Annotated in this window: 10 protein-coding genes; 7 read left to right on the top strand and 3 right to left on the bottom strand. The window is 71.8% G+C overall.

Features of this window, described 5'->3' with window-relative positions:
• Together AB8Z36_RS11355 and AB8Z36_RS11350 are read left to right on the top strand one after the other, a co-directional pair.
• Positions 1-2,522 (top strand): AAA family ATPase (locus tag AB8Z36_RS11355; RefSeq protein ID WP_369213116.1); only part of this gene is annotated, 2,522 nt, incomplete at its 5' end.
• 339 nt (positions 2,523-2,861) lie between these two features.
• The gene (locus AB8Z36_RS11350; protein ID WP_369213115.1) at positions 2,862-4,286 is read left to right on the top strand and encodes a sugar porter family MFS transporter; all 1,425 of its coding nucleotides are present in this window, start codon (positions 2,862-2,864) and stop codon (positions 4,284-4,286) included.
• A gap of 53 nt (positions 4,287-4,339) precedes the next feature.
• On the opposite strand, the gene AB8Z36_RS11345 is transcribed toward AB8Z36_RS11350, so the two are convergent.
• Both AB8Z36_RS11345 and AB8Z36_RS11340 read right to left on the bottom strand, forming a co-directional pair.
• Complete coding sequence (locus AB8Z36_RS11345) at positions 4,340-5,323, bottom strand: LLM class flavin-dependent oxidoreductase (RefSeq protein ID WP_369213114.1); 984 nt, start codon at positions 5,321-5,323, stop codon at positions 4,340-4,342.
• A gap of 135 nt (positions 5,324-5,458) precedes the next feature.
• Complete coding sequence (locus tag AB8Z36_RS11340) at positions 5,459-6,916, bottom strand: cytosine permease (RefSeq protein ID WP_369213113.1); 1,458 nt, start codon at positions 6,914-6,916, stop codon at positions 5,459-5,461.
• 197 nt (positions 6,917-7,113) lie between these two features.
• Here AB8Z36_RS11340 and ftsY point away from each other — a divergent pair, with 197 nt between their 5' ends.
• The gene (gene ftsY, locus AB8Z36_RS11335) at positions 7,114-8,334 is read left to right on the top strand and encodes a signal recognition particle-docking protein FtsY (protein ID WP_369213112.1); all 1,221 of its coding nucleotides are present in this window, start codon (positions 7,114-7,116) and stop codon (positions 8,332-8,334) included.
• 89 nt (positions 8,335-8,423) lie between these two features.
• Here ftsY and AB8Z36_RS11330 read toward each other — a convergent pair whose 3' ends face one another.
• Positions 8,424-9,086, bottom strand: a complete 663-nt coding sequence (locus tag AB8Z36_RS11330) for a bifunctional DNA primase/polymerase (RefSeq protein ID WP_369213111.1) — start codon at positions 9,084-9,086, stop codon at positions 8,424-8,426.
• A 437-nt stretch (positions 9,087-9,523) separates the two neighbouring features.
• Here AB8Z36_RS11330 and nsdA point away from each other — a divergent pair, with 437 nt between their 5' ends.
• The 4 genes from nsdA to AB8Z36_RS11310 form a co-directional block, all read left to right on the top strand.
• Positions 9,524-10,999, top strand: coding sequence for a transcriptional repressor NsdA (nsdA, locus tag AB8Z36_RS11325; protein ID WP_369213110.1), 1,476 nt, complete (start codon positions 9,524-9,526; stop codon positions 10,997-10,999).
• A 303-nt stretch (positions 11,000-11,302) separates the two neighbouring features.
• Positions 11,303-12,670: an ammonium transporter gene (locus AB8Z36_RS11320; protein WP_369213109.1), complete on the top strand. Its 1,368-nt coding sequence runs from the start codon at positions 11,303-11,305 to the stop codon at positions 12,668-12,670.
• Positions 12,667-13,005 (top strand): P-II family nitrogen regulator, encoded by a 339-nt coding sequence (locus AB8Z36_RS11315; protein WP_369213108.1) that lies wholly within the window; start codon positions 12,667-12,669, stop codon positions 13,003-13,005. The genes AB8Z36_RS11320 and AB8Z36_RS11315 overlap by 4 nt, the downstream gene beginning before the upstream one ends.
• Before the next feature lie 70 nt (positions 13,006-13,075).
• On the top strand, positions 13,076-15,219 hold a 2,144-nt coding region (locus AB8Z36_RS11310; RefSeq protein WP_369213107.1), incomplete at its 3' end, for a [protein-PII] uridylyltransferase.

The raw sequence follows: 15,219 nt of genomic DNA, 5'->3' as shown, positions 1-15,219 counted from the left end.
TACCAGGTCTGCTGGGCCCGCTGAAGGGGCGGGGTGAGGCGGCGCTCGAAGCCGCCGAGCACGCCCTCGACGACACCGTGGCGCACCGGGCCGACCTGGAGCAGCGCCTCGCGGTCGAGGAGCGCAGGCTCAAGGACGTGGCACGGGCCATCGCCGACCGCAGGGAGGGCCTGGCGCGGCCCGCGAACGCCCAGGCCGAGATCGACCGCCTCGCCGAGGCGCGCGACGGGGCGGCCGAGCGCGCGGTCACCGCACAGGAGGCGTACGAGCGGCTCAGGGCCGAGGTCGACGATCTGGACGCGGACGACGCGGAGCTCGGTGAACGGCACGACGCGGCCCGCAGGGACCTCGCGGCGGCCGAGGCCGCGCTCACCTCGGCACGGGAGGCGGCGACCGCGGCGGAGCGCGAGCGGGCCGCCGTCGCCGCCCGGCACGAGGCGCTCGCGCTCGGCCTGCGGCGCAAGGACGGCACCGGCGCCCTGCTGTCGGCCGGTGAGCAGCTCACCGGACTGCTCGGCCCGGCCGCCGGACTCCTGAGCGTCACTCCGGGGTATGAGGTGCAGGTCGCCGCGGCGCTCGGCGCGGGAGCCGACGCCCTCGCGGTGAGCGGTCCCGGCACCGCGGCCGAGGCGATCCGGCTGCTGCGCAAGCAGGACGCGGGGCGCGCAGCCCTGCTGCTGGGCGGTGCCCCGGAGGATGTGCGCGAGGAGCGGCGGGCGGGCGCGCCCCGCGTCGCCGACCTCGTACGGGGGCCCGAGGAGCTGATGCCGGCCGTGCGGCGGCTGCTGAGCGGGATGGTCGCCGTCGGGACCCTGGAGGACGCCGAGGACCTCGTCTACGCCCACCCCGAGCTGACGGCCGTGACCGCCGAGGGCGATCTGCTCGGGGCGCACTTCGCGCACGGCGGCTCCGCCGGGGCGCCGAGCCTGCTCGAAGTACAGGCCTCCGTCGACGAGGCCGCCGCCGAGCTCGAACAGCTCGCCGTGCGCTGCCAGGAGCTGGCCGGGGCGCAGGACAGCGCGGCCGGGCGGCGCGCGGAGACCGCCGCGCTCGTCGAGGAGCTGGGGGAGCGGCGCAGGGCCGCCGACCGGGAGAAGTCGTCCGTCGCCCAGCGGCTGGGCGCGCTCGCCGGGCAGGCGCGGGGCGCGGCGGGCGAGGCCGAGCGCAGCACCGCGGCGGCGGCCAAGGCGCAGGAGGCGCTCGACCGTGCCGTCGCGGAGGCCGAGGAGCTGGCCGAGCGGCTGGCCGTCGCCGAGGAGGCGCCGGCCGACGAGGAGCCCGACACCTCCGTGCGCGACCGCCTGGCCGCCGACGGGGCCAACGCCCGGCAGACCGAGATGGAGGCCAGGCTCCAGGCCCGTACGCACGAGGAGCGGGTGAAGGGGCTCGCGGGCCGGGCCGACTCCCTGGACCGGGCCGCCCGCGCCGAACGCGAGGCACGCGCGCGTGCCGAGCGGCGCAAGGCCCGTCTGCGCCATGAGGCCGCCGTCGCGGCGGCCGTCGCCGCCGGTGGCCGTCAGCTCCTCGCCCATGTCGAGGTCTCCCTGCTCAGGGCGGAGCAGGAACGTACCGCCGCCGAGCGCGCCAAGGAGGTGCGGGAGCGGGATCTGGTGGCCGAGCGCAACCAGGGGCGCGATCTCAAGGCGGAGCTGGACAAGCTGACTGATTCAGTTCACCGCGGCGAGGTACTAGGTGCGGAGAAGCGGCTGCGTATCGAGCAGCTGGAGACCAGGGCACTGGAGGAACTCGGTGTGGAACCGGCGGGGCTCGTGGCCGAGTACGGCCCCGGCAGGCCCGTGCCGCCCTCGCCCCCCGCCGAGGGGGAGGAGCTGCCGGAAGACCCTGAGCACCCCCGCAACAGGCCGGTGCCCTTCGTCCGCGCCGAGCAGGAGAAGCGGCTCAAGTCAGCCGAACGGGCGTATCAGCAGCTCGGGAAGGTGAACCCGCTGGCGCTTGAGGAGTTCGCGGCGCTGGAGGAACGCCACAAGTTCCTGAGCGAGCAGCTCGAAGACCTCAAGAAGACGCGGGCCGACCTCCTCCAGGTGATCAAGGAGGTCGACGAACGCGTCGAGCAGGTCTTCGCCGAGGCCTACCGGGACACGGCCCGGGAGTTCGAGGGCGTCTTCTCGCGGCTGTTCCCCGGCGGTGAGGGGCGGCTGATCCTGACCGACCCCGACAACATGCTCACCACGGGTGTGGACGTCGAGGCCAGGCCGCCGGGCAAGAAGGTCAAGCGGCTCTCGCTGCTTTCGGGTGGTGAGCGGTCCCTGACGGCCGTGGCGCTGCTCGTTTCGATCTTCAAGGCACGGCCGAGCCCGTTCTATGTGATGGACGAGGTCGAGGCGGCGCTCGACGACACCAACCTCCAGCGCCTGATCCGGATCATGCAGGAGCTCCAGGAGGCCTCGCAGCTCATCGTGATCACGCACCAGAAGCGCACGATGGAGGTCGCGGACGCCCTGTACGGCGTCTCGATGCAGGGTGACGGCGTCTCCAAGGTGATCAGCCAGCGGCTCCGCTGAGCGGTTCGCGAGCCGTTCACGGGCGGGGCCGTCTGCGGTCCGCAGCCGGTTCGGAGCCGGTCCGCAGCCGGTCGGCAGTCGGTTCGTAGCCGGTCGGCCCGGGTTTCGGATCTTGCGGACGCGGCAACAGGACGCTCGTATCCGACTTCAAGACTTGAATCCACCCAGCCCCAAGTCGCCCACAAATTCACAACCGCCCCCCTATTGACTTCGAAACTTGAAGGCATAGTCTCTGCAACGTTGCTTTTACCTTCAGGTGGTGGGCGGCGTGAAGTTGTGCGCCACTTGAAGAACTCGCCCCCACCCCCGGCGACGCTGCCGGTGGCCCGAGGAGTACACGTGACCAGCACAGCGAAGGCGCCCCAGTCCGGAGCCAGAGAGGCCCATCCGGACCATCTCGGCCATGTCATCTTCATTACGGCGGCTGCCGCGATGGGTGGCTTCCTCTTCGGCTACGACAGTTCGGTGATCAACGGCGCGACCGTCGCCATCCAGCACAGGTTCGACGTCGACGCCAACATGCTCGGCTGGATCATCGCCACCGCGCTGCTCGGCTGTGCCGTCGGTGCCGCCGTCGCCGGACGCATCGCCGACCGGATCGGCCGCATCCGCTGCATGCAGATCGCCGCCGTCCTCTTCGCCGCGAGCGCCATCGGCTCGGCCCTGCCCTTCGCGGCCTGGGACCTCACGGTGTGGCGCCTGATCGGCGGCATCGGCATCGGCATGGCCTCGGTCATCGGCCCGGCCTACATCGCCGAGGTCGCCCCGCCCGCCTACCGCGGCCGGCTCGCCTCGTTCCAGCAGGCCGCGATCGTCATCGGCATCGCCGTCTCCCAGCTCGTCAACTGGGGCATCCTGAACATGGCCGACGGCGACCAGCGCGGCAAGCTGGCCGGTCTCGAGGCCTGGCAGTGGATGCTCGGCGTCATGGTCATCCCCGCCGTCCTGTACGGCCTGCTCTCCTTCGCCATCCCCGAGTCGCCGCGCTTCCTGATCTCCGCGGGCCGGGACGCCGAGGCCCGCAAGGTGCTCGGCGAGGTCGAGGGCACCACGATCGACCTGGACGCGCGCGTGGCCGAGATCGAGGGCGGCATGCGCAGTGAGCACAAGCCGTCCTTCAAGGACCTGCTGGGCAAGGTCGGCTTCCTGCCGATCGTCTGGATCGGCATCATGCTGTCGGTCTTCCAGCAGCTCGTCGGCATCAACGTGATCTTCTACTACTCGAACCAGCTCTGGCAGTCCATCGGCAAGGACCCCTCCAGCTCGTTCCTGTACTCGTTCGAGACCTCGATCGTGAACATCATCGGTACGGTCATCGCGATGATCTTCGTGGACCGCATCGGCCGCAAGCCGCTGGCCATCATCGGCTCCGCGGGCATGGCGATCGCCCTGTTCACCATGGCGTGGGCCTTCTCGTACCGGACCGGTTCGGGCGACGCCGTCTCGCTGCCGAACACGCAGGGCATGGTCGCGATCATCGCCGCCAACGCCTTCGTGCTCTTCTTCGCCCTGTCCTGGGGTGTGGTCGTCTGGGTGCTGCTCGGCGAGATCTTCCCGAACCGCATCCGCGCCGCCGCCCTCGGCGTGGCGGCCTCCGCCCAGTGGCTCGCCAACTTCGCGATCACGAAGACCTTCCCGAGCATGTCCGAGTGGTCGCTGACCGGCTCGTACATCATCTACGGCGCCTTCGCCGCGCTCTCGATCCCCTTCGTCATGAAGTTCGTCAAGGAGACGAAGGGCAAGGCCCTGGAGGAGATGGGCTAAAACCCCGCTGCCCCCTCCTCTTCAGGAAGCTGCCCCGGCTCAAGGACGCGTGCTCACTTGTCCTTCAGCCGGGGCAGTACGTTTTCGCAGAAGTGGTGCAGGCTGCGCCAGCCCTCGTCGACGGGCATCCCGCCGGAGAGCGGATGCAGGATGAGGCTCCCGGTGTCGCCCTTGGCGTACGTCACGCACTCCTCCGGAGTGAGCACCCGGTACACGCCCTCCGCGCGCAGCTCCTCGACCGTCGTCGCCGTCGACTTCACCGCCGAGTGGATGTCCCTGTTCTGCCAGGAGGCGTAGGTGCGGGCCTCGTGCAGGAAGTGGCGGCCGTGCTCGGCCCAGGTCCGCTCGGGGTCGTCGGCGATGTGCAGCAGCGGCGTCTCCGCGGCGGGCATCATCGTCCAGCCCTCGGTGCCGTGCTCGGCGAGCCGCTCCTCGTAGTACGTCTGGAGGTCCGGCAGATGGGCACTGGGGAAGAACGGCAGGCCGAGCCGGGCCGCGCGCCGGGCCGCCGCCTTCGAGGAGCCGCCGACGAGCAGCAGCGGATGCGGCTGGGTCAGCGGGCGCGGGGTGACGCGCACCGTGCGGCCGCGGAAGGCGAAGGGCTCACCGGACCAGGCCTTGAGCAGCGTCTCCAGAAGCTCGTCCTGGAGCTTGCCGCGCAGCTTGTAGTCGACACCGGCACGCGCGTACTCCTCCGGCCGGTAGCCGATCCCCGCGACGGTGACCAGGCGCCCGCCGCTCAGCAGGTCGAGCACGGCGATGTCCTCGGCGAGCCGCAGCGGGTCGTGCAGCGGGCCGATGATCGCGGAGACCGTCACGGAGATCCGCCGGGTGGCCCCGAACACCGCTCCGGCGAAGGCGAAGGGCGAGGGCAGCCAGTTGTTCTCGGCGCCGTGGTGCTCCTCGGTCTGGACGGTGGTGATGCCGCGGTCGTCCGCGTACGCGGACATCTCCAGGGCGGCCTTGTAGCGGTCGCTCAGCGCGGCGGGCGTGGCCGCGGGGTCGACGAGGTTGAAGCGTACGACTGTGACGGGCATGGGAACGTCCCCCTTCACCGTGCGTGGGCGGCGAGCGAAGGGGGACGGTAGTGGGCGCGGTGTCAGATGGGTAGCCCCGTGGAGGATGTTCCGGCGAGGTTGGCGCGGACCGGGCGTCCGGGCCGGGGGGCTTCGTCAGACGGAGAGCAGCTCGGACTCGCCGTCGCCCTTGCCGCCCGCTCCGGCGGCGTCCTTCTCGACCAGCGGGGTCTTCGGCAGGACCGCGTACAGCGCCGCCGCGATGACGATCGTGGCGAGCCAGCCCAGGCCGTGGCGGCCGATCCAGGAGGTGGCGAGCGGACCGCTGAACCAGTCGACCTTGGTGAAGAGCAGGCCCACCACCAGGGCGAGGGCCCACGCGGTCATGGCCTGCCAGGCGAAGCCCGCCTTGTACCAGTAGGCGCTGGTGCGCTTGGTGTCCATCAGGGCCTCGCCGTCGTACGTCTTGCGGCGCAGCATGTCGACGCCGAAGACGCCGATCCAGGCGGAGAACGCGACCGCGAGCAGGGTGAGGAAGGAGATGAACGAGCCCATGAAGCTCGTCGCCACGTTCATCAGGATGTAGCCGAAGACCAGGCTGATGACCGCGTTCACGCTGACCGCCCACGCGCGCGGGACCTTGATGCCGAGGGTCATCGCGGTGAAGCCCGCGGAGTACATCGACATCGAGTTGATCAGGAGCATGCCGATCAGGGCCATGATCAGGTACGGGACCGCGATCCACGTCGGGAGCAGCGAGCCGAGGAAGGAGACCGGGTCCGCCGCGGTGGAGAGCTTCGGCGCGGAGACCGCCATGACGGCGCCCATCAGGACCATCGGGACCACGACGATGCCGGCGCCGCCGACGGCGTGCCCGACCAGTGGCTTGTTGGAGGCCGTACGCGGCAGGTAGCGGGTGAAGTCCGGCCCGGTCGGGACCCAGCTGATGCCGCCCGCGGCGATCGTGCCGACACCGGCGACCATCATCGCGGTGGAGCCCGCGGGCTTGTCGAAGACGGCGGACCAGTCGGTCTCGGCGATCAGGTAGACCAGCACGAGGACGCTGAAGGCGCCGAAGGCGTACGTCGACCAGGTGCTGCAGATGTGCAGGATCTTGCGGCCGAGGCCACTGATCAGGAACGTGCAGGTGACGAAGGCGACCAGCGTCACCACGGTGAGCCAGGTGCTCGACTCGACGCCGAAGCAGATGTTCAGGACGGTGATGAGCGCGTAGGCGCCCGTGACCGCGTTGATCGTCTCCCAGCCCCAGCGGGCGACCCAGATCAGCGCGCCGGGGAAGAGGTTGCCGCGCTGGCCGAAGACCGCGCGCGAGAGCGTCATGCCCGGTGAGCCGCCGCGCTTGCCCGCGATGGAGATGAGCCCGACCAGGCCGTAGCTCAGCAGGGGCGAGACGAGCGCGACGACCAGGACCTGCCAGAAGTTCAGGCCGTTGGAGACGATCAGGCCCGCGCCCATGGTGAGCAGCAGAACGCTGATGTTGGCCGCTACCCAGGTGGGGAACAGCTCGCGGGTCCGGCCCGTGCGCTCGGCGTCCGGGACGGGCTCAAGGCCGCGCGTCTCGAGGGCGCCTTCGGTTTCGGCGGTGGTGCTCATGGGGGTGGGTCCGTGCCTCTCGCTCGGCTCGCAACGTCGCGATCCGTCGGTGGGGTAATCGCGATGGACTCTACGCGCGTTGATACGGAGAGCTCCATCGTACTTTAGTCCGAGTAGTCTCCTCTCACGGCTTATGTTCTTTGGAGGAAAACACAATCTGGGCCTCTGCGGGGGCCATGGCCGATACTGGACGGGTTATGGAAATCGTCATCCTTGCTGTAGTCATCGCCGTGGTCGTGATCGGCGCACTCGGCGGGCTCGTGGTCGGCAGCCGCAAGAAGAAGCGGCTGTCCTCGCAGGCCCCGTCGAGCACGCCCACCATCACCGCCCCTCCCGCCGAACCGAAGGTCGGCGACGAGGCCGAGACGCCGCGCGACGAAACGCGCAAAACGATCGAGGAGGTGAAGCTCCCGCTCGTCGAGCCGTCCGCCTTCCCCCCGGTCGTAGACGAGCCGGTGGCCGCGGAGCCGGCCGCCCCGGAGATCGAGACCCCCGAGCCGACCGCCGGACGCCTGGTCCGGCTGCGCGCCCGGCTCTCCCGCTCGCAGAACGCGCTCGGCAAGGGACTGCTCACGCTGCTGTCCCGCGAGCACCTGGACGAGGACACCTGGGAGGAGATCGAGGACACGCTGCTCACCGCCGACGTCGGCGTCGCCCCCACGCAGGAGCTCGTGGAGCGCCTGCGCGAGCGCGTCCGGGTCCTCGGCACCCGCACCCCCGAGGAACTGCGCACCCTGCTGCGCGAGGAGCTGCTCGCCCTCGTCGGCACCGACCTCGACCGCGCCGTGAAGACCGAGTCGGGCCTGGAGACGCCCGGCATCGTGATGGTCGTCGGGGTCAACGGCACCGGCAAGACCACCACCACGGGCAAGCTCGCGCGCGTCCTGGTCGCCGACGGCCGCTCGGTCGTCCTCGGCGCCGCGGACACCTTCCGCGCGGCCGCCGCCGACCAGCTGCAGACCTGGGGCGAGCGCGTCGGTGCCCGGACGGTGCGCGGGCCCGAGGGCGGCGACCCCGCCTCGATCGCGTTCGACGCGGTCAAGGAGGGCATCGCGGAGGGCGCGGACGTCGTCCTCATCGACACCGCGGGCCGGCTGCACACCAAGACGGGCCTCATGGACGAGCTCGGCAAGGTCAAGCGCGTCGTCGAGAAGCACGCCCCGCTCGACGAGGTGCTGCTCGTCCTCGACGCGACGACCGGACAGAACGGCCTGGTGCAGGCGCGGGTCTTCGCCGAGGTCGTCAACATCACCGGCATCGTCCTGACCAAGCTGGACGGCACCGCGCGGGGCGGCATCGTCGTCGCCGTCCAGCGCGAACTCGGCGTACCGGTCAAGCTCGTCGGCCTCGGCGAGGGCGCGGACGACCTGGCGCCGTTCGAGCCCGAGGCGTTCGTGGACGCGCTCATCGGCGACTGACGCCGGACGCGCGGACGCGGAGAAGGGCCCCCTCGCATGGTGCAGATGCGAGGGGGCCCTTCCGTGTGCGGGCCGGAGGTCCGGCGGGGCTATGCGGGGAAGCGGTGGGCGACGTACGCCAGGGTGCCGATGAGGATGCGGGCCTGCGGGGGTCCGGTCGCCGAGTCCAGCGCGGGGGAGCGCAGCCAGCGCACCGGGCCGAGGCCGCCGCGGTCGGACGGGGGTGCCGTGATGTGCTCGCCCGCGCCGAGGCCCCGCAGGTCGAGGCCCGCGTCGTCCCAGCCCATGCGGTAGAGCAGCCGGGGGAGTCCGGCCGCGGCGCCGGGGGCGACGAAGAACTGCGCGCGGCCCTCGGGCGTGACCGCCACCGGGCCGAGCGGCAGGCCCATCCGCTCCAGCCTGACCAGCGCGTGCCGCCCCGCTGACTCGGCCACTTCCAGGATGTCGAAGGCGCGCCCCACGGGCAGCAGCACGGCCGCTCCGGGGAACTCGGCCCAGGCCTTGGCCACTTCGTCCAGGGTGGCGCCCGCCGGGACCTCCCGGGCGAAGTCCAGCGGGTGGGCGCCCGGCGCCGCGCAGCCGGCGTCGCCGCAGGAGCAGACGCCGTCCAGGGCGCGGGCGCCGGGCACCGCGTCCCAGCCCCACAGGCCGGTGTACTCCGCCACCACCGTGCAGTCCGATGTGCGGCCGCGCCGCCGTGCTCCGGCCCGGGGCCTGTCGGTTCCCCGGATGCCGCCGATCGTGAAGCCCATGCCCCCTCCAACGGGTCGAGCGTGCCACGGTTACGTATAGGAATCGGTACGTGACTCTGTGCTCTGTAGGCGGCGCCAGATGGTTACAGGGGTGGTGCGCACGGCGACACACGCCCCGGCGCACTCCGCTCCGCCCACTTTCGGCCGTCCTATGTCAAGTGAATCGCTTGTAGCGGCGCGGGAGTTCATTCGAAGGGGTGGCGAATGGTGGCGTTTCCGCGATCGCCCTCGCCGGAGCGGTGATCGTAGGATTACTTTCGGTACACGGCACTGGAAATCCGAGCGCTCGTGGGTATGCCGGAGGCAAGTCGGTTTCCTGTTCGACGGGTGACATTCGCCGGACGGGCGGCCGCAACAGGCGGCATTCTGTTAGGGCTTGGCGTGACAGTGCACGGCGTGGACGGTGCGCAGGTGTCTCAAGGGATGGGGGCGTTCCAGTGGGCGGCAATGGCGGAAGCGGTGCGAACGCTGAGAAGCGCCCCAATGAGATGCTCACGTCCTGGTTCGTGCGCAGCGGCTGGTCCAAGGGCGAGCTGGCCCGGCAAGTGAACCGCAGGGCGCGGCAGTTGGGCGCCCACCACATCTCCACCGACACCTCGCGGGTGCGCCGCTGGCTGGACGGCGAGAACCCCAGGGAGCCCATCCCGCGCATCCTGTCCGAGCTGTTCTCCGAGCGGTTCGGCTGCGTCGTCGCCGTCGAGGACCTGGGCCTGCGCGCCGCCCACCGCACCCCCGCCTCCTCGGGCGTCGACCTGCCATGGACGGGGCCGCAGACCGTCGCGCTGATGAGCGAGTTCTCGCGCAGCGACCTGATGCTCGCCCGCCGCGGCTTCCTCGGCGCCTCGCTCGCGCTCTCCGCGGGCCCCGCCCTCATCGAGCCCATGCAGCGCTGGCTCGTGCCGACGCCGTCGTCGGCCCCGCCCCCGGAGCCCGAGCCCGTCGCCKCGCGCCGCCCCGCGCGGCTCTCCAAGCCCGAGCTCGACCTCCTGGAGTCCACCACGGTGATGTTCCGCCAGTGGGACGCCCAGTGCGGCGGCGGGCTGCGGCGCAAGGCCGTGGTCGGGCAGCTCCACGAGGTGACGGACCTGCTCCAGGAGCCCCAGTCCGACGCCACCTCCAAGCGCCTGTTCAGAGTCGCGGGCGAGCTGGCCGAGCTGGCGGGCTGGATGAGCTACGACGTAGGACTCCAGCCCACCGCCCAGAAGTACTTCGTCCTCGCCCTGCACGCCGCGAAGGAGGCGGGCGAGAAGCCCCTCGGGTCGTACATCCTCTCCAGCATGAGCCGCCAGATGATCCACCTCGGCCGGCCCGACGACGCGCTCGAACTGATCCATCTCGCGCAGTACGGCAGCCGGGACTGCGCGGGACCGCGCACCCAGGCCATGCTGTATGCGATGGAGGCACGCGCGTACGCCAGCATGGGCCAGCCCGGCAAGTGCAAGCGGGCCGTGCGCATGGCCGAGGACACCTTCGCCGACGCGCTGGACTCCGGCGAGCCGGAGCCGGACTGGATCCGCTTCTTCTCCGAGGCCGAGCTCAACGGAGAGAACGCCCACTCGTACCGGGACCTGGCCTACGTGGCGGGCCGCAGCCCGGCCTACGCCTCACTGGCGGAGCCCGTCATGGACCGTGCCGTCGAGCTCTTCGAGAAGGACCAGGAACACCAGCGCTCGTACGCGCTGAACCTCATCGGCAAAGCCACCGTCCACCTGCTCCAGCGCGAGCCCGAGCAGAGCACGGTCCTCGCGGGCCAGGCCCTGGACATCGCCAAGAAGGTGCGCTCGGAGCGGGTCAACACCCGGCTGCGCAAGACCGTCGACACCGCCGTCCGCGACTTCGGCGACGTCGCCGAAGTCGTGCAGCTCACCGAGCGGCTCGCCATCGAGATGCCGGAAACCGCGGAGGCGGTCTGAGATCCGGCACGACCGGCCCCGGCCGCGGCAGGACCATCCCGAACAGCCCGACTCGGCTCCCCCACGCCAGGTCATCCGGATGGCCGCCGCGGCCGGTCTCTGGGTTCCGCGCAGGGTAGGCAGCCGCGTCCCGGCCGACCCGGCAGTTCATGGGGGCGTAACACGCCCGACCTCTTCGTCACTGCGGTGAAACACCGAGGGGCCCCCGCCGAAACCGCGCTGCGCCAGTGTTCTGGCGCATAACCGGCTCCCACCCCACGGGGGGTTCGCCGCACGGCCGCATACGACGACGAGGAGACGCCGATGCCCCCAGGCATCACGATCGCCGCAGACACCCCCGAGCTGTCTGCCGCGAACACCGGGTTCATGCTCATCTGTTCCGCCCTGGTGATGCTCATGACGCCGGGACTCGCCTTCTTCTACGGAGGCATGGTCCGCGTCAAGAGCACCCTGAACATGCTGATGATGAGCTTCATCAGCCTGGGCATCGTCACCATCCTGTGGGTGCTGTACGGCTTCTCCGTCGCGTTCGGCACCGACCACGGCAGCCTCTTCGGCTGGGACGGCGACTTCGTCGGGCTCAGCGGCCTCGGCATCAACCAGCTCTGGGACGGCTTCACCATCCCGGTCTACGTCTTCGCCGTCTTCCAGCTCATGTTCGCCGTCATCACGCCCGCGCTGATCAGCGGCGCCCTCGCCGACCGCGTGAAGTTCACCGCCTGGGCCCTGTTCATCGCCCTGTGGGCCACGGTCGTGTACTTCCCCGTCGCGCACTGGGTGTGGGGCACCGGAGGCTGGGCCTTCGAGCTCGGCGTCATCGACTTCGCGGGCGGCACGGCCGTGCACATCAACGCCGGAGCCGCGGCGCTCGGCGTCATCCTGGTCATCGGCAAGCGCGTCGGCTTCAAGAAGGACCCGATGCGGCCCCACTCGCTGCCGCTCGTCATGCTCGGCGCGGCCCTGCTCTGGTTCGGCTGGTTCGGCTTCAACGCCGGCTCATGGCTCGGCAACAACGACGGCGTGGGCGCGCTCATGTTCCTCAACACCCAGATCGCCACCGCCGCCGCCATGCTCGCCTGGCTCACCTACGAGAAGATCAGGCACGGCGCCTTCACCACGCTCGGCGCGGCGTCCGGCGCGGTCGCGGGGCTCGTCGCCATCACCCCGTCCGGCGGCTCCTGCTCCCCGCTCGGCGCCATCGCCATCGGCGCGATCGCCGGTCTGCTCTGCGCCATGGCGGTCGGCCTGAAGTTCCGGTTCGGCTACGACGACTCCCTCGACGTCATCGGCGTCCACCTCGTGGGCGGTGTCGTCGGCTCCGTCCTCGTCGGCTTCTTCGCCACCGGCGGCGGCCAGTCGGACGCCACGGGCCTCTTCTACGGAGACCACACCTTCACCCAGCTGTGGAAGCAGCTCGCGGGCGTCGGCGCCGTCCTCGCCTACTCCCTGATCGCCTCCGCGGTGCTCGCCCTCCTGATCGACAAGACGATCGGGATGCGGGTCAGCGAGGATGTCGAGGTCTCCGGCATCGACCAGGTCGAGCACGCCGAGACCGCGTACGACTTCAGCGGCGCGGGCGGCGGCACGGCACCCCGCACGGCGGCGGCGCCCGCCCCGGCCGCGGACACACCCCAGGCGAAGGCAGAGCGGAACAAGAAGGTGGACGCATGAAGCTCATCACCGCGGTCGTCAAGCCGCACCGGCTCGACGAGATCAAAGAGGCGCTCCAGGCCTTCGGCGTCCACGGCCTGACCGTCACCGAGGCCAGCGGATACGGCCGCCAGCGCGGACACACCGAGGTCTACCGGGGCGCCGAGTACACGGTCGACCTCGTACCGAAGATCCGTATCGAGGTGCTCGTCGAGGACGAGGACGCCGAACAGCTCATCGAAGTCGTCGTCAAGGCGGCCCGTACCGGCAAGATCGGTGACGGGAAGGTCTGGTGCGTCCCCGTCGACACGGCGGTGCGGGTGCGCACCGGCGAGCGCGGACCCGACGCGCTCTGACCGGCCCGGCCGGACACGCGCCACCAAGCGGAACCGAGTGGGACTGGACAGGAGCTGCCGGGTGAGGGACATGAACACAGAAACGGCTTCCGAAGCGGAAGACTCCGGACCCAGCGGCTACGCGGCGGCCCGGCTGCGGCTCCTCCACGAGGAGTCGCGGTCCGGGCCGCCGCGCCGTTCCGCCCTCTCCGGACTCACCGACGACTGGCTCGCCGGGCTGTTCCGCGCCGGTGGCGGCCCCGAAGGCATGCCCGAGGGCGCCGCGCTCGTCGCCGTGGGCGGCTACGGCAGGGGCGAACTCTCCCCGCGCAGCGACCTCGACCTGCTCCTGCTGCACGACGGCAGCGCCGACGCGGCCCGGGTGGCCGCGCTCGCCGACCGGCTCTGGTACCCCGTGTGGGACCTCGGGCTCGCCCTCGACCACTCCGTGCGCACCCCGGCCCAGGCGCGCAAGACCGCGGCCGAGGACCTCAAGGTCCACCTCGGGCTGCTCGACGCGCGGCACCTCGCGGGCGACGCGGGGCTGACCACCGGTCTGCGGGCCGCCGTCTTCGCCGACTGGCGCAACCAGGCACCCAAGCGGCTGCCCGAACTGCGCGAGCTGTGCGAGGAACGGGCCGAGCGCCATGGCGAGCTCGGTCATCTGCTCGAACCCGACCTGAAGGAGGCGCGGGGCGGTCTGCGCGACCTCACCGCGCTGCGTGCCGTCGCCGCGTCCTGGCTCGCCGACGCCCCGCGCGAGGGTCTCGCCGACGCCCAGCGGCGGCTGCTCGACGTCCGCGACGCCCTGCACCTGGTCACGGGACGGGCCACCGACCGGCTCGCGCTCCAGGAGCAGGACCAGGTCGCCGACGCCCTCGGCCTGCTCGACGCCGACACCCTGCTGCGCCAGGTGTACGAGGCCGCCCGCGTCGTCTCCTACGCCGGTGACGTCACCTGGCGCGAGGTGGGCCGTGTGTTGCGGGCCAGGTCGGTGCGGCCACGGCTGCGGGCCGTCCTCGGCGGCGGCCGGACGGCCACCGAGCGCTCACCGCTGGCCGAGGGCGTCGTGGAGCAGGAGGGCGAGGCCGTGCTCGCCCGCGCCGCGCGGCCCGAACGCGATCCCGTCCTGCCGCTGCGGGCCGCCGCGGCCGCCGCGCAGGCCGGTCTGCCGCTCTCCCTGCACGCCGTGCGCCGGCTCGCCGCGGCCGCGCGTCCGCTGCCCACGCCGTGGCCCGCCGAGGCCAGGGAACAGCTCGTGACGCTGCTCGGCGCGGGGCGGCCGACCGTCCAGGTCTGGGAGGCACTGGAGGCGGAGGGGCTCATCACACGGCTCCTGCCCGACTGGGAGCGGGTGCGGTGCCGTCCGCAGCGCAACGCCGTGCACACCTGGACCGTCGACCGGCACCTGGTGGAGACGGCCGTACGGGCCGCCGGTCTCAGCCGGCGGGTGGGGCGGCCCGACCTGCTCCTCGTGGCGGCCCTGCTGCACGACATCGGCAAGGGCTGGCCGGGGGACCACTCCGTGGCCGGGGAGACCATCGCGCGGGACATGGCGGCCAGGGTCGGCTTCGACCCCGCCGACGTGGCCGTCCTCGCCCGTCTCGTCCGCCACCATCTGCTGCTCGTGGAGACGGCTACCCGGCGCGACCTCGACGACCCGGCGACGGTACGCGGTGTCGCCGAGGCCGTCGGCTCCGCGGGGACGCTCGAACTGCTGCACGCGCTGACCGAGGCGGACGCCCTGGCGACCGGTCCCGCTGCCTGGTCGGCGTGGCGCGGGGCGCTCGTCGCCGACCTGGTGAAACGGGTGGACGCGGTGCTCGCGGGCGATGAGCCGGAGAGCGCGTCGGCGGACGGCGCCGCGCCATCGGCCGAACAGGAGCGGCTGGCCGTGGAGGCGTTCCGTACCGGCGCTCCCGTGCTGTCGCTGCGGCCCTTTGAGGAGGCGGAGGCGCTCGGCATGGAGCTGGTCGTGGCCGTGCCCGACCAGCCGGGGGTGCTCTCCGCCGTGGCCGGGGTGCTCGCGCTGCACCGGCTCGCGGTGCGGACGGCGGAGCTGCGCGAGGTGGCGCTGCCGTCCGGCATCGACTCCTCGGTGCTGCTGCTGAGCTGGCGGGTGGCCGCGGAGTACGGGTCCCCGCCGCAGGCCGCGCGGCTCCGGGCCGATCTCGTGCGGGCCCTCGACGGCTCGCTCGACATCGCGGCCCGCCTCGCGGAACGCGACGCCGCCTA

The sequence above is a fragment of the Streptomyces flavofungini genome (assembly GCF_041028215.1).
Taxonomy (GTDB): Bacteria; Actinomycetota; Actinomycetes; order Streptomycetales; family Streptomycetaceae; genus Streptomyces; species Streptomyces flavofungini_B.
Note: the sequence above shows the minus strand (reverse complement) of the source record. Positions and strands in the feature narration are given on the sequence as shown.

Bases quoted from the DNA above. Each gene is read 5' to 3' on its own strand.
- AB8Z36_RS11345 (WP_369213114.1), bottom strand. From the start codon at position 5,323: ATGCCCGTCACAGTCGTACGCTTCAACCTCGTCGACCCCGCGGCCACG.
- AB8Z36_RS11340 (WP_369213113.1), bottom strand. From the start codon at position 6,916: ATGAGCACCACCGCCGAAACCGAAGGCGCCCTCGAGACGCGCGGCCTT.
- ftsY (WP_369213112.1), top strand. From the start codon at position 7,114: ATGGAAATCGTCATCCTTGCTGTAGTCATCGCCGTGGTCGTGATCGGC.
- AB8Z36_RS11330 (WP_369213111.1), bottom strand. From the start codon at position 9,086: ATGGGCTTCACGATCGGCGGCATCCGGGGAACCGACAGGCCCCGGGCC.
- AB8Z36_RS11320 (WP_369213109.1), top strand. From the start codon at position 11,303: ATGCCCCCAGGCATCACGATCGCCGCAGACACCCCCGAGCTGTCTGCC.
- AB8Z36_RS11315 (WP_369213108.1), top strand. From the start codon at position 12,667: ATGAAGCTCATCACCGCGGTCGTCAAGCCGCACCGGCTCGACGAGATC.